At 60.0% G+C, this 16,977-nt stretch carries 15 protein-coding genes; 12 read left to right on the top strand and 3 right to left on the bottom strand.

The window, feature by feature from the left end:
* Positions 1-45: 45 nt before the first annotated feature.
* Entirely contained in the window at positions 46-1,239 is a 1,194-nt protein-coding gene (locus tag OO25_RS03680) for an ABC transporter substrate-binding protein (RefSeq protein WP_040169144.1), read from the bottom strand.
* 517 nt (positions 1,240-1,756) lie between these two features.
* Here OO25_RS03680 and OO25_RS03670 point away from each other — a divergent pair.
* Positions 1,757-2,824: a PQQ-dependent sugar dehydrogenase gene (locus OO25_RS03670; protein WP_369808847.1), complete on the top strand. Its 1,068-nt coding sequence runs from the start codon at positions 1,757-1,759 to the stop codon at positions 2,822-2,824.
* A gap of 31 nt (positions 2,825-2,855) precedes the next feature.
* On the opposite strand, the gene OO25_RS03665 is transcribed toward OO25_RS03670, so the two are convergent.
* Positions 2,856-3,860: a GlxA family transcriptional regulator gene (locus OO25_RS03665; protein WP_040178521.1), complete on the bottom strand. Its 1,005-nt coding sequence runs from the start codon at positions 3,858-3,860 to the stop codon at positions 2,856-2,858.
* A 180-nt stretch (positions 3,861-4,040) separates the two neighbouring features.
* Here OO25_RS03665 and OO25_RS03660 point away from each other — a divergent pair, with 180 nt between their 5' ends.
* Positions 4,041-5,411 carry a class II 3-deoxy-7-phosphoheptulonate synthase gene (locus tag OO25_RS03660; RefSeq protein WP_040169138.1) on the top strand — a complete coding sequence of 457 codons (1,371 nt, stop codon included), beginning with the start codon at positions 4,041-4,043 and terminating at the stop codon, positions 5,409-5,411.
* Positions 5,412-5,688: 277 nt separating this feature from the next.
* On the opposite strand, the gene OO25_RS03655 is transcribed toward OO25_RS03660, so the two are convergent.
* Positions 5,689-6,546: a PAS domain-containing protein gene (locus tag OO25_RS03655; RefSeq protein WP_040169136.1), complete on the bottom strand. Its 858-nt coding sequence runs from the start codon at positions 6,544-6,546 to the stop codon at positions 5,689-5,691.
* Between the two features lie 245 nt (positions 6,547-6,791).
* On the opposite strand from OO25_RS03655, the gene OO25_RS03650 reads away from it, so the two are divergent.
* The 10 genes from OO25_RS03650 (at position 6,792) to phoU (ending at position 16,977) form a co-directional block, all read left to right on the top strand.
* Positions 6,792-7,688, top strand: a complete 897-nt coding sequence (locus OO25_RS03650; protein ID WP_040178520.1) for a YicC/YloC family endoribonuclease — start codon at positions 6,792-6,794, stop codon at positions 7,686-7,688.
* Positions 7,689-7,729: 41 nt separating this feature from the next.
* On the top strand, positions 7,730-8,371 hold the full coding sequence (gmk, locus tag OO25_RS03645; protein WP_014880014.1) for a guanylate kinase: 642 nt from the start codon (positions 7,730-7,732) through the stop codon (positions 8,369-8,371).
* Positions 8,368-8,889: a gamma carbonic anhydrase family protein gene (locus OO25_RS03640; RefSeq protein WP_040178519.1), complete on the top strand. Its 522-nt coding sequence runs from the start codon at positions 8,368-8,370 to the stop codon at positions 8,887-8,889. Before gmk ends, OO25_RS03640 begins: the two co-directional genes overlap by 4 nt.
* Positions 8,890-8,916: 27 nt before the next feature.
* Positions 8,917-10,074 carry a PLP-dependent aspartate aminotransferase family protein gene (locus OO25_RS03635; RefSeq protein WP_040178517.1) on the top strand — a complete coding sequence of 386 codons (1,158 nt, stop codon included), beginning with the start codon at positions 8,917-8,919 and terminating at the stop codon, positions 10,072-10,074.
* A gap of 49 nt (positions 10,075-10,123) precedes the next feature.
* Positions 10,124-11,164 (top strand): cell wall metabolism sensor histidine kinase WalK, encoded by a 1,041-nt coding sequence (locus OO25_RS03630; protein ID WP_040169129.1) that lies wholly within the window; start codon positions 10,124-10,126, stop codon positions 11,162-11,164.
* 243 nt (positions 11,165-11,407) lie between these two features.
* Complete coding sequence (locus OO25_RS03625; protein ID WP_040178516.1) at positions 11,408-12,463, top strand: substrate-binding domain-containing protein; 1,056 nt, start codon at positions 11,408-11,410, stop codon at positions 12,461-12,463.
* A 144-nt stretch (positions 12,464-12,607) separates the two neighbouring features.
* Positions 12,608-14,086: a phosphate ABC transporter permease subunit PstC gene (gene pstC, locus OO25_RS03620; protein ID WP_040178514.1), complete on the top strand. Its 1,479-nt coding sequence runs from the start codon at positions 12,608-12,610 to the stop codon at positions 14,084-14,086.
* Positions 14,086-15,441, top strand: a complete 1,356-nt coding sequence (gene pstA / locus OO25_RS03615; protein ID WP_040178513.1) for a phosphate ABC transporter permease PstA — start codon at positions 14,086-14,088, stop codon at positions 15,439-15,441. The genes pstC and pstA overlap by 1 nt, the downstream gene beginning before the upstream one ends.
* A gap of 13 nt (positions 15,442-15,454) precedes the next feature.
* Positions 15,455-16,252, top strand: coding sequence for a phosphate ABC transporter ATP-binding protein PstB (pstB, locus tag OO25_RS03610; protein WP_024097257.1), 798 nt, complete (start codon positions 15,455-15,457; stop codon positions 16,250-16,252).
* A 14-nt stretch (positions 16,253-16,266) separates the two neighbouring features.
* Positions 16,267-16,977 (top strand): phosphate signaling complex protein PhoU, encoded by a 711-nt coding sequence (phoU, locus tag OO25_RS03605; RefSeq protein ID WP_014874683.1) that lies wholly within the window; start codon positions 16,267-16,269, stop codon positions 16,975-16,977.

Here is a 16,977-nt window from a genome sequence, read left to right as displayed (position 1 = left end):
GCAGAACCCGGGCTGATCATCTTGGTTTGATCCGGTGTTAAGGGATCAGCGGAATTTCACGGTGGCGTTGGCGCCGTCCTTGACTTCGATTTCACGGTAGGAGCCTGCGCTCTCACCGGGGCCGATCAGCTCCACGCCAGTGGCACCTTCATAGTCGATGTCGCCGCCATTCGCGAGAATCTCAAGCGCTTTGCCCAACTCACCAGGGTTGATTTTCTCACCCGGTGCGTTCGCCACTTCGAGGATCTTGGAGCCATAATCGGCCGGATCCTTGGAGTTCGCGGCCTGCATCGCCAGCATGAACAGCGCTGCCGCATCATAGCTTTCCGGCGAATAGGCGGAGGTGCCGTCAAAACCGGCGGCTTTGGCCAGCTCAGCATAGATGGCAGCGCCTTCGCTATCGGAGCCTGCGATCTGGCCGAAGGAGCCGTCAAGATCCGAACCGATGTTCTTTGGCAGGGAGTCACCGATCATACCGCCGGGCAGACCGAAGGTGTCATATGCACCGGAGTCAAGCGAGGCTTGGATGATGCCCAGACCGCCCTGGTCCAGATAGCCGGCCACAACCAGAATATCGCCACCAGCGGAAGCCAGCGCCGCAACTTCTGCGGAGTAGTCGCCTTTGCCATCCTCATGCGCGGTCACGATGGTGACTTCGCCGCCCACCTCTTCGAAGGAGGATTTGATCGCGTCGGCCAGACCCTTGCCGTAGTCGTTGTTGGTGTAGGTCAGCGCGATGGAGTTGATGCCACGCTCTTTCAGCACTTCTGCCATGACCTGGCCTTCGCGGGCGTCAGACGGCGATGTGCGGAAGAACAGGTCATTGTCTTCCATCGAGGACAGGCCCGGCGAGGTAGCGGAGGGCGAGATCATCACCATGCCGTTCGGAATGGCAACGTTCTGCAGGATCGCGCCGGTCACACCGGAGCAGTCACCGCCAATGATGCCGTTCACACCGTCAGCGACCAGTTTTTCGCCGTTCGCGGTGGACAGGCCATTGTCGATGCAGCCGGTGTCCGCGCGCACAGGCGTGACCGTGGCGGAGTCCAGCAGTTTGCCGGATTTGGTGACCTCTTCCATCGCCAGTTCCGCACCCGCACCCATGGCAGGGGCCAGCGATTCAATCGGGCCGGTAAAGCCGAGAAGCACACCCAGTTTCACTTCCTTGGCGTGACCACCTGCAAATGCGGTGCCAGCAGTCAGGGCAGCGGCCGCTGTGGCCATCATCAGTTTTTTCATTTTTGAAACTCCCATTTGTTGGAACTTATTTGTTCAAATCGGACCCTAGGCAAGCACGCGAAAAAAGGAAAGGCCTCTAGCGCCAACAATCAGCAGGTTTTTTGGTGGGTCCGCTGACAATAGAATGTTCACAGCCACATAGGCGGAACTGCGGCTGCGCAGCCCTGTCAGAGCAGCGATCAGCCCAGTTTCATTGACGTCGCAAGTGCCTGCGTCAGCGTCGTTTTCCACGCTCGGACCGCCTGAAATTGGGTCGAATGCAAAACCGTGCTAGTCTTTGATAAGGCGCCCCTTGTCAGAGCAGCAAGGGCGCCCACCGGGTGGTTTGAACGAGAGGCGACAGCAGATGAGAAGGCCCGCTATTCGAAGAATCCAAATCTGTCATTCACATATATATCCGGGTCGGTCTTCAGCGGCAGCGCTGGGGCGTCTCCGCATCCCGTTTTCTAGGCGCAGATCATCCAGCCGCAGGGGCGGCATCACATCGTGGCTTGTCAGGATCACGTCTGGCGCGGCCGTGCTGCTAGCGCTGGCGACTGGGGCATCAGCGGAGGCGCTTAGCAGCAGCCAAGGCGCGCTACGCATCGAGAAGATGGCGCAGGGGCTGGATATCCCCTGGGGCTTTGATTTTCTCCCCGACGGTTCGCTGCTGATCACAGAACGGGCCGGCAATCTCCGCCTCCTCAGCGACGGCCGCCTGACACAGATCAAGGGAACACCGAAGGTGGCCGATCAAGGGCAGGGTGGTTTGCTGGACGTGATGGTCCCGAAGACCTTCGCCCAAACCCGGCAGATCTACCTCACCTATGCAAAACGGGTTGGACGCGGTGCCGCCACTGCGGTGGCCACCGGCCAACTGGCCCGACGCAACACGCAATTGCAGGGGCTGCGGGATATCTTTGTCGCGGCGCCCGCCGTCAGCAGTGGTCGGCATTTTGGATCGCGACTGGCGGAGGGGCCTGATGGCCATATCTATGTCACGCTTGGGGATCGCGGTGACCGTCAATCGGCGCAGGTTTTGGCATCACATCAGGGCAGTATTCTGCGGCTGACACCCGAAGGCTCCATGCCACGCAGCAATCCCCTGATCAAACGCCGGGGCGCTCAACCCGAGATCTGGTCCTATGGGCACCGCAATCCGCAGGGGTTGAGCTTTGCCGCCGATGGCAGCCTCTGGTCGGTCGAACATGGTGCCCGGGGCGGAGATGAGGTCAACCGAATCGAAAAGGGAGCCAACTACGGCTGGCCGATCATTTCATACGGGCGCCATTATTCCGGGCTGAAAATCGGCGAAGGCACGGAGAAACCGGGTCTGAAACAGCCCGAGTATTACTGGGATCCGTCGATCGCGCCCTCCAATCTGCTGGTCTACTCCGGCAAGATGTGGCCGGAGTGGCGCGGCGATATCTTCGTTGGTTCGCTCAAATTCGACTACATCGCGCGCCTGTCAGGCGCCCCGCTGAAAGAGGTCGAGCAGATCAAAGGCGATCAGACCGGCCGCATCCGCGACCTGCGCGAGGCCCCGGACGGCAGTCTTTGGTTTGCCTCGGAAACCGATGGCGCGATCTACCGGCTGTCACGCTGATAGGCGGCGCCTCGCTAGACAGGTAGGATGATCACATTGCAGGCGGTGCCGACTTGCTGCCGCGCTCACGGTATGGCGTGGTATCATAGTGGGCACGATAGCATTTTGAGAAATGCGACGGTGAGGCAAATCCGCAGGCAAGTGCCACATTGATCACACTCATATCGGTCTGCATCAGCAGGTTGCGTGCCTTTTGCAACCGCAGCTCCATGTAATAGCGCTTCGGTGAGCGGTTCAGATAGCGGCGGAACAGCCGTTCAAGCTGACGGGTCGACATGCCCACATTCTGCGCCAGGATTGATGGGCTGATCGGCTCCTCGATGTTGGCCTCCATCATCTGGATCACCATGGAGAGTTTCGGATGCCGCACACCGATCCGCGTGGGAATCGACAGGCGCTGCGTGTCCTGATCGGTGCGAATCGACGAATAGATCAACTGGTCCGCGACGGAATTGGCGATATCCTCCCCATGATCGCTGGCAATCAGCTTCAGCATCAGATCGATGGAGGAGGTCCCGCCCGCCGTGGACATCCGGTTGCCATCAATGACAAACACCGACTTCGTGAGCTCAACCTCGTCGAATTCCTCATTGAAACTATCGGCATTTTCCCAGTGAATCGTCGCTCGCTTGCCATCCAGCAATCCCGCGCGCGCCAGAGAATAAGAAGCGGTACACAGCCCCCCGATCTTCAGCCCCTTGCGGGCCTCGCGGCGCAGCCAGGACAGCAGCTTTTTCGTGGTGGCCTCCTGCACCGAAATGCCGGAACACAACAGAATTGTGTCATCGCGCTGCAGTTCCACCAGATCGTCATCAACCTGAAAGGATGTTCCTGCCGAACAACTCACCGTGCGACCGCCCTCAGCCAGCAAGGTCCAGGTGTAGACCTCACGCCCCATCATCCGGTTCGCGATCCGCAGGCATTCCAGCGCGGAGGCAAACGACAGCATGGAAAAACTATCCAGCAAAACAAAGGCATAGCGACGGGTTTGAGGGCCTGTGGCCGGGCTTATTGTGGGCTTGCTTTGCGTCCGCATGGCCAGCGTCCTTATTCAAAATCTCTGTTTTTCGCAAAGCCGGATTTTGCGAAATTCGGGCACCGTGTTCACAGCTTCGCGGTGTCGTCAAGACTTTGCAAATCTAAACTGGTCAGCGCGGGTGCGATTTCGTATAGATGTCCTTCGTTAACCTAAGACCTCTTATGCGGAGACACAGCTATGAGTGAGTGGCAAAAATCGACCTGGCGCCAAAAACCGCGGGTGCAAATGCCAGAATATACCAACGCCGACGCGCTGTCGGCTGTTGAGGCTCAGCTGTCCAAGTATCCGCCCTTGGTATTTGCGGGTGAGGCACGCCGCCTGAAACAGCACCTTGGCGCTGCGGGCCGGGGTGAGGCGTTCCTGCTGCAAGGCGGCGATTGCGCCGAAAGCTTCGATCAGTTCAGCGCCGACGCGATCCGCGATACCTTCAAGGTGATGCTGCAGATGGCGATGGTGCTGACCTATGGCGCCAAGGTGCCGGTAATCAAAGTGGGCCGCATGGCGGGCCAGTTCGCCAAGCCGCGCAGCGCCCCCACGGAAACCGTGAACGGTGTGGAACTGCCCAGCTACCGCGGGGATATCATCAACGATCTGGCCTTCACCGAAACATCGCGTGTGCCCGATCCCCAGCGCATGTTGCAGGCCTATACCCAGGCTGCGGCAACCGTGAACCTGATCCGGGCGTTTTCGACCGGCGGCTATGCCGATGTGAATCAGGTCCATGCCTGGACCTTGGGTTTCACCGAGGGCGAGAAGGCCGAAAGCTACCGTGAGATGGCGAATCGGATCACCGATACGCTCGACTTCATGAAGGCCGCAGGCATCAACAACGACACCGCCCACACCTTGCAGTCGGTGGAATTCTACACCAGCCACGAAGGTCTGCTGCTGGAGTATGAAGAGGCGCTGACCCGTCTGGATTCCACATCTGGCAAATGGCTGGCCGGTTCCGGCCACATGCTGTGGATTGGCGACCGCACCCGTCAGCCTGACGGCGCCCATGTTGAATTCTGCAGCGGCGTCCAGAACCCGATTGGCCTGAAATGTGGCCCGACCACCACCGCCGAAGATCTGAAGGTGCTGATGGCCAAGCTGAACCCCGAAAACGAAGAGGGGCGTCTGACCCTGATCGCGCGGTTCGGTGCAGGCAAGGCCGGTGAACATCTGCCGCGCTTGATCAAGGCGGTTCAGGAGGAGGGCGCCAAGGTAACTTGGGTCTGCGACCCGATGCATGGCAACACCATCAAATCCTCCTCTGGCTACAAGACCCGCCCGTTTGAAAGCGTGCTGCGTGAGGTCCGTGACTTCTTTGCGATCCACACCGCAGAGGGAACGATCCCGGGCGGTGTGCATTTTGAGATGACCGGTCAGGATGTCACCGAATGCACCGGCGGCGTGCGTGCCGTGACCGATGAGGATCTGAGCGATCGCTACCATACTGCCTGCGATCCACGCCTGAACGCCAGCCAGTCCCTAGAACTGGCCTTCCTGGTGGCTGAAGAAGTGTCGCAGCTGCGTGCCCGCACCTCTGAGCGTCAGGCTGGCTGATCTTGTTTCTGGTGATACCCGACAACGGGGATCACAGATATGAAACGACAAGCCCTCACCCCAAACCGGGGTGAGGGCTTTTATTTTCAACAACTTACTCTGCACTCTTCATGTCATGCTGCAGCGTCGGTTGTAGTCAGACAAGGCGCGGCAGGATCATTATTTTGTCTACAAAACAGGAAACGCCCCGGACCTTCTGTCGCGGGGCGATCGCTTTCTAGCTATGTCCAGTAGCGCGAAAGGAATTCGGAATATAAGGGGGTGGTGAGGCCGGACTTCAGTCCTTGCTGACAACCAGACGCAGGTGGCCGCCACGTTTCTTGGTCTTATTCCCGGCCTGCTCTGCCGCAGGCGCTGCCGGTGTCTCAGTCGACATCTGGCGGCTGCGCTCAATCAGGGCACGCGCCTCGGTCATGACGGTGGGCTCGCGTTCAAACCGCGCCTGAGTTTCGGCAAAACCGGGGTTTGGTGCATTGACGTCCTTCGCTGCGGGTGCTGGTGTCGCGGGCTTCGCCGGTGCGGCCGGATCTGCGGCGCGCGGCTTTGCCTTGAAGGGCGCATCACCGGTCGGGCTGACCTGGCGAATCTGCGTTTCGGTCACCGAGAACCGCTGCGAGGTTCCGGTTGGGTTGCCTTCAGAGATGAAAACCCCCAGCGCCCGGCTGACATCGCCCAAATCACTGCGCAGCGGCAGCAGCAGCATGCGCGCCTCGCGGGCTCCGCGCAGGCGGTTGTTCTCGGTCTGTAGGGTCAGCTCGATAATGGCAGGCGTGTCGAACATCGTCTCCAACGCTGCGCTGACCTGTTTACGGGCCGCCGGGGTGAAGAAGGCGGTGATGGGCATACCACGCACTTCCATTCCAGCCATTTCGTTCACCCGCTGACCAGCAAGACGAAAACGGGCGATGCCGGGGGCGATCCGCTCCAGAATGAAGGTCTGAGGCAGGATGTTTTCCAACCCGCGCGGATCGATCTGCGACCGGCTGGGAATATCGTCGCCACGGCGCAGAGCGGTCCAATAGGCCTCCGCCTGTCGCATGGGCGACAGCGATCCCGCTGCGCGGAAGCGATCCATTGCCACAACCTTGGTTTGACCTTCGGTCTGATTGTTGTCTTTGCGGCCGCCAAAAAACATCGCTGTCATCCTCGCTGGATCCGGCTGGGTCATGCGCCAAGCTAAAGTTGGTTGCCTAACGATTAATGCCGAATTGGTTATCCTGAAGTTAACATGCCACAATCTTATTCAATTTTGGACTATTTCTTTAATCAATGGTTAACACTTTAGGATAGGTCTCCGCGCTTATGGACTTGTCCGCTGGCCGTTTGTAAACCTGTGGCGAGGCGAAACAGCGCCTCGTGCACCCGGGGAGGCCGCAGATAATGACCATCCATTCAATGACGGGCTTTGCCACAGGGCAGGGCAGCACCGGGGCGCATAGCTGGTCGTGCGAATTGCGCTCGGTAAATGCCAAGGGGCTGGACCTTCGCTTGCGCATCCCCGACTGGCTGGACGGGCTTGAAGCCAACCTGCGCAGGCAATTGAGCAAGGCGCTGTCGCGCGGCAATGTCTCTATGACACTGCGGATCAACCGCAGCGAGGAGGCTGCCGTCGACCTTCAAATCAACCAAGCGGCCCTGGCAACGCTGCTGACAGCGGTTGGTGAGGTGGAGCGGCGGGCCGCTGCTGCGGGGATCACCTTGGCGCAGACCTCTGCCACGGATCTTCTGACGCAACGGGGCGTGCTGGAGCAGGCCAGCGGCAGCGACGACCCCGCGCCCATCGTGGCGGCGCTCAGCACCGATTTTGCCGCAATCCTGTCCGACTTCGTTAACATGCGCGCCACTGAGGGCGCCGCGCTGAAGGCTGTCCTGATGGACCAACTGGATCAGATTGCCACCCTGCGCGAGGAAGCCGCACGCCGCGCCGACGCCCGCAAAGCCGAGGTCGCGTCAACTCTGCGCAACAATCTGGCACGGGTGCTGGAGAACAGTGACGGCGTCGACGAAACCCGGCTGGCACAAGAGCTGGCCCTGCTGGCGGTCAAAGCGGATGTCACCGAGGAGCTGGACCGGCTGACAGCCCATGTGGCGGCTGCGCGGGAACTGCTTGCCAAGGGCGGCGCTGTCGGGCGCAAGCTGGATTTCCTGATGCAGGAATTCAACCGAGAGGCCAATACGCTCTGCGCAAAAGCGCAAAACAGCGACCTGACAGCGGTCGGGCTTGAGCTGAAAGCGGTGATCGACCAGATGCGCGAGCAGGTTCAGAACATCGAATAGAAACCAGAAGAACAACAAATATAATATAAGGAGAGCATGCCATGGCAGATCGGCGCGGCCTGTTGATTATCCTTTCTTCGCCCTCTGGGGCCGGGAAATCCACATTGGCGAAACGGTTGCGGTCCTGGGATCCCAGCATCGAATTTTCCGTCTCTGCCACCACGCGCAACCCGCGCCCCGGCGAAACGGATGGGCAGGATTACCATTTCATCACCACTGATGCCTTCAAGACCGCCGTGAGCGAAGGCAATATGCTGGAGCACGCCCATGTCTTCGGCAATTTCTATGGCTCCCCCAAAGGGCCGGTGAAGGCGGCGATTGATGGCGGGCGTGATGTGCTGTTTGATATCGACTGGCAAGGCGCGCAGCAGATCCGCAACTCAGACCTGGGCCAGCACACGCTGTCGATTTTCCTGCTGCCACCTTCGATCGGAGAGTTGCGCCGCCGGCTAGAGAGCCGCGCCCAGGATGACGCCGCGACAATCACCCGCCGGATGGAAAAAAGCTGGGACGAAATCAGCCACTGGGGCAGCTATGATCACGTGCTGATCAATGATGATCTGGATGCCACCGAACTGCAGCTGAAGACCATAATCACCGCGACCCGTCTGCGCCGCATCCAGCAGCCGCATTTGGTGGATCACGTACGCGGCCTGCAAAGCGAATTTGAGGATCTGTCATGACGATTTATGCTCTGGGAGACAAAACCCCCGAACTCCACGCCGACACATGGGTTGCGCCGGATGCCAATCTGATCGGCCTTGTGGTGCTGGAGGAGGGGGCCTCGGTCTGGTTCGGCAGCACCATCCGCGCCGATCACGAGGAAATCCGCATTGGGCGTGGTTCAAACGTGCAGGAAAACTGCGTCATGCATATTGATGCAGGCTATCCGCTGACCATTGGCGAGAATTGCACCATCGGCCACAAGGTCATGCTGCATGGCTGCACCATCGGCGACAACACCCTGATCGGGATGGGGGCCACGGTGCTGAATGGGGCCAAGATCGGTAAGAATTGCCTGATCGGCGCGGGCGCCCTGATTACAGAGAATAAGGAAATCCCTGATAATTCTCTGGTCATGGGCGCACCCGGCAAAATCGTGCGTGATGTGGATGAGGCGCTGGTTCAATCCCTGCGTCAAAGCGCCGAGCACTACCAAGAAAACATGCGTCGTTTCCGCGACGAACTGACAGAGGTCTGACACGTGAAAAATTCCAAAGGGTCGCTGATGCGGCCAGATCCCTTGCCCTTCAGCGCGAGCCATCCGGTGGTGACCCCGCTTAGTCCGTCCGTGGTCTATGCCAGCGACACGCCAGATGCGCTGGATGATCAATATGAGGGGCGGGTGCACGGCTATACCTATTCACGTGAGGGGCATCCAAACGCCGACGTGGTCGCCAAACGGCTCGATGCGATGGAAGGCATGCCCGGCGGGGTTGTGACCGGTTCCGGTATGGCGGCGGTTTCGGCTGTGCTGCTGGGCCTGCTGAAAACCGGCGATCACGTGATTGGCGGCAATCAGCTTTATGGGCGCTCCATGCGCCTCATGGCGGAGGATCTGCCGCGTCTGGGCATTGCAACGACACTGGCCGATCCCGGCGATGTGGCTGCGGTTAAGGCCGCGATCCGCCCCGAAACCAAAATGATCCTGGTTGAGGCCGTCTCAAACCCGACGCTGGCCGTGGCTGATATCGACGGGCTGGCACAGCTCTGCAAGGATCGCGATATCCTTTTGGTGGTCGACAACACCTTCACCACCCCACGGGGCTTTCGCCCCTTTGATCATGGCGCGGATATCGTAATCCATTCCATTACCAAGCTCTTGGCCGGGCATTCCGATGTGATGCTGGGCTATGTCGTGGCCAAAGATACTGAGATCAACACCCGTCTCAGCGTCTATGTGGTCACCACCGGCATGACCCCCAGCCCGTTTGACTGCTGGCTGGCAGAACGCGGCATGCTGTCGTTTGAACTGCGGTTTGAGCGCGCGCAGGCCACCGCGGTGACGCTGGCGGATCATCTGGCCGGGCTACCGGGGGTGAAGCGGGTGATATACCCGACCCGCAAGGACCATCCCGACCACGAGCGCGCAATGGCGCTGCTGGATGGCAAAGGCTGCAATATGGTCAGCTTTGAGCTGGAAGGCGGACGCGCTGCGGCCAATGCCTTTACCCGTGGTGCCGATGGGCTGAACTTTGCCCCGACGCTGGGGGACGTGGGCACCACGCTGTCGCATCCCGCCTCCTCCTCGCACCGCGCCCTCAGCGCAGAGGATCGTGCAAAACTGGGGCTGAGCGAAGGATTCTTCCGGGTTTCGGTCGGGCTTGAGGATCCGGACACACTCTGCGCTGTCTTCAGCGAAGCGGTCGCGGCTGCCACGTCATAGTTACAATCGGTTTGTAACACGGCCGGCACAGCAACAAGGCGAGGGGCAAATGACGCAGGATCTGATTGACGGTTTCATGGAGGCCATCCCCTTGCCAGCGGTGCTGGTCGATCAAAGCGAAAGGTTCATCGCCGCAAACGCGGCGGCGACCACCCTGCTGGGCAACAATCTGGTCGGGCGTCATTTCGCCACCATCCTGCGCCAGCCCAATGTGGCGACTGCGATTGAGCGCTGTCTTTATGAACGCAGCGCCAAAACCGCGCGCCACCTGTCCAACGACGGCGCGCAGGACACCACATTTGAGGTCGCCTTGCGCTATATTCCCGGCATCGGCGCGGTCAATGGTGGGGCGGCGCTGATCAGCCTCACGGATATCACAGACCGCGAGCAGGCCAGCCAGATGCGGCGCGATTTTGTCGCCAATGTCAGCCATGAGCTGCGCACGCCGCTGACAGCCCTCATGGGGTTCATCGAAACGCTGCGCGGCCCTGCGCGCGATGATGGCGCGGCGCGCGACAGGTTTCTGCAGATCATGCAGGATGAAGCCAACCGCATGAACCGCCTGGTCGGCGATCTCTTGTCGCTGAACCGGGTCGAGAGCGAAGAGCGTGTGCGCCCGCGCGCGCAGCTCGATCTGGGCGCACATCTGGCCTCAACGCTGAAGTCGCTGGAACCGGTGGCGGAGGCTGCGGATGTCCATCTCACGCTGGAAATCCCTGAGGAGCCGACGCTGGTTACCGGCGATCCGGATCAGCTGCAGCAGGTCTTCACCAATCTTGTCGAGAACGCCATCAAATATGGTGGCGATCAGGTCACCTTACGGCTCAAAACCCGCGACCGCGACCCCGCCGTGCGCGCCGCCGCCGTCCGGGTTGAGGTGATCGACAATGGCGCCGGGATCGACCCGGTCCATCTGCCCCGGCTTACGGAACGGTTCTACCGCGTCGATACGCACAGATCGCGTGAGCAGGGCGGCACCGGGCTGGGGCTGGCGATCGTCAAACATATCATCAACCGCCATCGTGGCCGGATGCGGGTGGAAAGCTCAGCTGCGACGGGCACGGTGTTCACCGTGATCCTGCCGCGCTGACACGCCGGTGAGGCTTTGGCGCGCTCTATGTGACAACAACCTAAGCGTCCGCCGCGAAGGTCGGCGCGAAAAGTTAAGAAAATCCACCGTTGCTAGGCCAGTTTGTCACAAAAAACGGGGCAACAACCGGGTTTGTCATACAGCTGTTACATAGCCGTCACAAAAGGCACATGCGCCGCCCTTAGGTGAGGGCGCAAGATCATCACGGGATGATCCTGAAAATTGACACCCAAGGAGACACAGATGTCCTTTGTGAAACTCACCGCTTCCGCCCTGGCCATTTCGGCTGTTTCTGCCACTGCTGCGGCAGCGCGCGATCAGGTTCAGGTGGCCGGTTCTTCGACCGTTCTGCCCTATGCCTCCATCGTGGCCGAAGCCTTTGGCGAGAACTTCGACTTCCCGACACCGGTCGTTGAATCCGGTGGGTCCTCTGCCGGTCTGAAGCGGTTCTGCGAAGGTGTGGGTGAAAACACCATCGACGTTGCCAACGCCTCGCGCCGTATCAAGGAAAAAGAAATCAAGGCCTGCGCCGAAAACGGCGTGACTGACATCATCGAAGTCCAGATCGGCTATGATGGCATCGTGTTTGCCAATGACATCAAGGGCAACGCCTTTGAATACACGCCCACCGACTGGTTCCTGGCCCTGTCCGACGAAATCCTGATTGATGGCAAAATGGTTGCCAACCCCAACAAGACCTGGGCCGATGTGAACAGCGCTTTCCCGGCGCAGGACATTCAGGCCTTCATTCCCGGCACCAAGCACGGCACCCGCGAAGTGTTCGAAGACAAGGTGATCCTGGCAGGCTGCGAAGCCACCGGCGCATTTGAGCACCTGCTGGAACACGCGGAAGGCGACAGCGACAAAGCCAAGAAGAAAGCTGCAGAGAAAGCCTGTATTTCCCTGCGCACTGACGGCAAATCGGTCGATATCGACGGCGATTATACCGAAACTCTCGCCCGCATCGAGAGCAACAAGGACGGCATCGGCGTCTTTGGTCTGGCGTTCTATGAGAACAACACCGACAAGCTGCAGGTTGCCACCATGTCCGGCGTTGTACCCACCACCGAAAGCATCGCCGAAGGTGAATACCCGGTATCGCGCCCGCTGTTCTTCTACGTGAAGAAGGCCCACATCGGCGTGATCCCTGGCCTGAAGGAATACGCTGAATTCTTCGTCGCCGACGAAGTGGCAGGCCCCGACGGCCCGCTGGCAGAATACGGTCTGGTTGCCGATCCCGAATTGTCCAAGACCCAGGCTGTGGTCTCCGAAGAAGAGGTCATCGGCGGCAATTCCTGATCGCCCGGCTTAAGTGACACTGCGGGCCGGGGCATCTGACATTGCCCCGGCCCAATCTCTGACCACCATAAGACACCCCTTTGCAATCCGCGTGGTCGGCTCTTGCAGAACCGGATGTTCCGTCTCACTCAAACGGAGTAGCTGATGCCGACAGTTTGGCTCGTGATTGCCCTTCTTGCCCTTTCCGGGCTGGGCTTTGTGCTGGGGCGCAACCGCGCGCTTGCCTCGGCAGGAGGGAACGCAAAGGCGTTGCACTCGCTGCCCGCTTACTACGGTCATAACGTGGCCTTCAGTGCGCTGGTGCCGGCATTGGCGGTGCTCGCCATCTGGTCGCTGGCCCAGCCAATGGTCATTGAAAACCGGGTCTCCGCTATGATCCCGGCAGAGCTGGTGCCGGAGAACTCCACGCTTGGCCTTGTGATGAGCGACGTGCGCCGTCTCGCCGAGGGGCTGGATCTGGCGGTAGAGCAGGGGGTTCTATCCCCAACCGACGCCCGCAACCTCGACAGTGGTGAGACCGATATCCGTGCCCGTCTGGGCGAGATTGGCGTTGCACTTGGCTCCGATGTGCGCCCGGAGGTGCTGACTGCGGCGCAGAGTTACCGCAGCCTTGCCAACAAGGGCCAGATCATCATGTCGGTGATCGTCGGCCTCCTGGCGATGGTTGGCTTTGCCTGGGCCTATGGGCGCACGCATAAGGATTTTCGCGCCCGCAATGTGGTGGAACAGGGGATCATGGCGCTGCTCATTCTTGCAGCCAGCCTTGCCATTCTGACCACCGTTGGCATCGTGTTCTCAATGCTGTTTGAAAGCATCAACTTCTTTGGGCTGCATGCCTGGAGCGATTTCTTCTTTGGCACCACATGGGCGCCGAACTTCCGCGGGGACAGTGACCTGTCGATCCTGCCGCTGCTGTGGGGAACGCTATATATCTCGGCGATTGCGCTGCTGGTCGCGGTGCCTGTCGGGCTTTTTGCCGCAATCTATCTCTCTGAATACGCCAGCGGCACAACCCGCGCCTTTGCCAAACCGCTGCTGGAGATCCTCGCCGGCATTCCGACCATCGTCTACGGCCTCTTTGCGCTGCTGACGGTTGGTCCGCTGCTGGTGAAATTCTTCGGTCAGGGTGAAGACGGCATTCTGGGGGTCGAATGGATGAGCGGGGCCACCTCGGTTCTGACCGCTGGTCTGGTGATGGGCATTATGCTGATCCCCTTTGTGTCGTCGCTGTCCGATGACATCATCAACGCCGTGCCACAGGCCATGCGCGATGGCTCGCTTGGGCTGGGGGCGACCAAATCCGAAACCATCCGCCAGGTGGTGATGCCCGCAGCGCTTCCCGGCATCGTGGGCGCTGTGCTGCTGGCGGCGTCACGCGCCATTGGTGAGACGATGATTGTTGTTATGGGCGCCGGGGCGATTGCAAAATTCTCACTCAACCCGCTGGAATCGATGACCACAATCACCACACGGATCGTCAGCCAGCTGACGGGCGACACCGACTTTGCCAGCCCCGAGACGCTGGTCGCCTTTGCCCTTGGTCTGACGCTGTTTGTGCTGACCCTCGGGCTTAATGTTCTGGCGCTTTATATCGTGCGCAAATACCGGGAGCAGTACGACTAATGACCGATATCAGCCAAAACACCCCGGGACCCGAAAGCAGCCACGCAGGCTCGCTGCTGCAGCAATCGGACCGCACCCGCAAACGCAACGCCGCCGAGCGCCGGTTTCGTGGTTACGGTATTGCCGCCATCACGGTTGGCCTGCTGATGCTTGCGGTGCTGGTGTTCACCATTGTGAGCCGGGGCACAGGTGCGTTTCAACAGACCTTCATCACGCTGAACGTGGAACTGCTGGAAAGCAAACTGGACAAATCCGGTACCCGCGATCTGGACGCCATTAAGAAGGTGACCACATTCGGCTATGCGCCGCTGATCAAAAACGCGGTGCAGGCGAAGGTTGCGGAGCTGGGGATTGAGACGGATCTGAAGGCCAAGGCGATGGCGGGCATCCTGTCAAAGAACGCCGCCGCGCAGCTGCGGGCCTATGTGCTGGAAAACCCCGATCAGATTGGGGAGACGGTTACCTTCCGCTTCCTCGCCTCCAGCCGGGTGGACGGCTACCTGAAAGGCCGCGTCAGTCGCGACAGCATTGTCAACGACAAGAGCATCTCGCCCGCACAACTCGATCTGGTGGATGCACTGGTGACGGCAGGTGTCGCGGCCAAAACCTTCAACCTGGACTTCATCACCGGCGCCGACGCTTCTGATGCGCGTCCAGAAGCTGCCGGCATGGGCGTCTCCATGATGGGGTCGCTCTTCATGATGCTGGTGGTGCTGGCGCTGGCGCTGCCCATCGGTGTTGCCGCCTCGATCTATCTTGAAGAATTTGCTCCGAAAAACTGGCTCACGGATGTGATCGAAGTGAATATCTCCAACCTCGCTGCGGTGCCGTCGATTGTGTTTGGTATCCTCGGCTTGGCGGTGTTCATCAACTACATGCACCTGCCGATGTCGGCGCCACTGGTGGGTGGTCTGGTGCTGACGCTGATGACCCTGCCAACGGTGATCATCTCGACCCGCGCCTCGCTCAAATCTGTGCCGCCGTCGATCCGCGATGCGGCGCTTGGGGTCGGAGCCTCGCGGATGCAGGCGGTGTTTCACCATGTGCTGCCGCTGGCCGCACCCGGCATCCTCACCGGTACCATTATCGGTCTGGCGCAGGCCTTGGGTGAGACCGCGCCGCTGTTGCTGATCGGCATGGTTGGCTTCATCGCCTCCAACGCGCCGGAAACCCTCGCTGATGGCCTGCTGGCCCCGAACTCAGCCATGCCCGCGCAGATCTACGAATGGGCGAAACGTGCTGATCCGGCATTTTACGAACGCGCCTGGGGCGGTATCATCATCCTGTTGATCTTCCTCGTCACCATGAACACAGTGGCCGTGATCCTGCGCCGCCGCTTTGAACGCCGCTGGTAAGGGGGCCGCCGAAATGAACCTGATGACTGCATTGGACAAAGACGTGCAAACACAGAAAACCAAAATTGCCGCTAAGAACGTGAATGTCTACTACGGCGAGTCCCACGCGATCAAAGACGTCAACGTCGAGATCGAGGACAACACCGTCACCGCCTTCATCGGCCCATCGGGCTGCGGGAAATCAACCTTCCTGCGTTGTCTTAACCGGATGAATGACACCATTGATATCTGCCGGGTGACCGGGGATATCTCTATCGACGGTGAAGACATCTATGACAGCCGTGTCGATCCTGTGCAGCTGCGCGCAAAAGTGGGCATGGTGTTTCAGAAACCGAACCCGTTCCCCAAGTCGATCTATGACAATGTCGCCTATGGCCCGCGCATTCACGGACTGGCCGCCAATAAGGCGGAGCTGGATGAGATCGTCGAGAAATCCCTGCGCCGTGGCGCCATCTGGGATGAGGTGAAGGATCGGCTGGATGCACCCGGCACAGGCCTTTCCGGTGGCCAGCAACAGCGCCTGTGCATCGCCCGCGCCGTTGCGACCGAACCAGAAGTGCTGTTGATGGATGAGCCCTGTTCCGCACTTGACCCGATCGCCACCGCCCAGATCGAAGAGCTGATTGACGAACTGCGCAACAGCTATTCCGTGGTGATCGTCACCCACTCAATGCAGCAGGCCGCACGGGTGAGCCAGAAAACCGCCTTCTTCCACCTTGGCAATCTGGTTGAATTTGGTGCGACCGGCCAGATCTTCACCAACCCTGAGGATCCGCGCACCGAGAGCTACATCACCGGCCGTATCGGCTGATCGAGGACAGACCCATGGTAGAACAACATATTGCATCCGCATTTGACCGCGACCTCGAAGCCATTCAGGCGCAGATCATGAAAATGGGCGGCCTCGTCGAGGCTGCCATCATGGACGCCGCCCGCGCGTTGGAAACCCGCGATGAGGAACTGGCCCAGCAGGTGCGTCAGGGCGACAAGGCCATCGACGGTCTGGAAGAGCTGATCAACGAAGAGGCCGCCCGCGTCATCGCCATCCGTGCGCCCGCCGCTGTTGACCTGCGGCTGGTTCTGTCGGTGATGAAAATCTCCGGCAATCTGGAACGCATCGGCGACTATGCCAAGAACATCGCCAAACGGACGGCTGTTCTGGCGCAGGGGCCGAATGTCTCCGAAAGTGCTGCCGCCATGCGCCGGATGGCGCGCGAGGTCGAACTGATGCTGAAGGACGCGCTGGATTCCTACATCCAGCGCGATGTGGAACTGGCGCAGGATGTGATCGCCCGCGACCGTGATGTCGATCAGATGTACAATGCGCTGTTCCGTGAATTCCTCACCTTCATGATGGAAGATCCGCGCAATATCACCCCCTGCATGCACCTGCATTTCATTGCCAAGAACGTCGAACGCATGGGGGATCATGTCACCTCCATCGCGGAGCAGGTGGTCTATCTGGTGACCGGCGACAAACCGGAAGATGACCGGCAGAAGGCCGACACCACATCGTCTGTGCCGCAGGAGGTCTGA

It is taken from the genome of Phaeobacter sp. S60 (assembly GCF_000826845.1).
In the GTDB taxonomy this organism is placed as follows: Bacteria; Pseudomonadota; Alphaproteobacteria; order Rhodobacterales; family Rhodobacteraceae; genus Phaeobacter; species Phaeobacter piscinae.
The sequence above is the reverse complement of the archived record's forward strand: the minus strand, read 5'-3'. Positions and strand labels throughout refer to the sequence as shown.

Bases quoted from the DNA above. Each gene is read 5' to 3' on its own strand.
- OO25_RS03680 (WP_040169144.1), bottom strand. From the start codon at position 1,239: ATGAAAAAACTGATGATGGCCACAGCGGCCGCTGCCCTGACTGCTGGC.
- OO25_RS03665 (WP_040178521.1), bottom strand. From the start codon at position 3,860: ATGCGGACGCAAAGCAAGCCCACAATAAGCCCGGCCACAGGCCCTCAA.
- OO25_RS03660 (WP_040169138.1), top strand. From the start codon at position 4,041: ATGAGTGAGTGGCAAAAATCGACCTGGCGCCAAAAACCGCGGGTGCAA.
- OO25_RS03655 (WP_040169136.1), bottom strand. From the start codon at position 6,546: ATGTTTTTTGGCGGCCGCAAAGACAACAATCAGACCGAAGGTCAAACC.
- OO25_RS03650 (WP_040178520.1), top strand. From the start codon at position 6,792: ATGACCATCCATTCAATGACGGGCTTTGCCACAGGGCAGGGCAGCACC.
- gmk (WP_014880014.1), top strand. From the start codon at position 7,730: ATGGCAGATCGGCGCGGCCTGTTGATTATCCTTTCTTCGCCCTCTGGG.
- OO25_RS03640 (WP_040178519.1), top strand. From the start codon at position 8,368: ATGACGATTTATGCTCTGGGAGACAAAACCCCCGAACTCCACGCCGAC.
- OO25_RS03635 (WP_040178517.1), top strand. From the start codon at position 8,917: ATGCGGCCAGATCCCTTGCCCTTCAGCGCGAGCCATCCGGTGGTGACC.
- OO25_RS03630 (WP_040169129.1), top strand. From the start codon at position 10,124: ATGACGCAGGATCTGATTGACGGTTTCATGGAGGCCATCCCCTTGCCA.
- OO25_RS03625 (WP_040178516.1), top strand. From the start codon at position 11,408: ATGTCCTTTGTGAAACTCACCGCTTCCGCCCTGGCCATTTCGGCTGTT.
- pstC (WP_040178514.1), top strand. From the start codon at position 12,608: ATGCCGACAGTTTGGCTCGTGATTGCCCTTCTTGCCCTTTCCGGGCTG.
- pstA (WP_040178513.1), top strand. From the start codon at position 14,086: ATGACCGATATCAGCCAAAACACCCCGGGACCCGAAAGCAGCCACGCA.
- pstB (WP_024097257.1), top strand. From the start codon at position 15,455: ATGAACCTGATGACTGCATTGGACAAAGACGTGCAAACACAGAAAACC.
- phoU (WP_014874683.1), top strand. From the start codon at position 16,267: ATGGTAGAACAACATATTGCATCCGCATTTGACCGCGACCTCGAAGCC.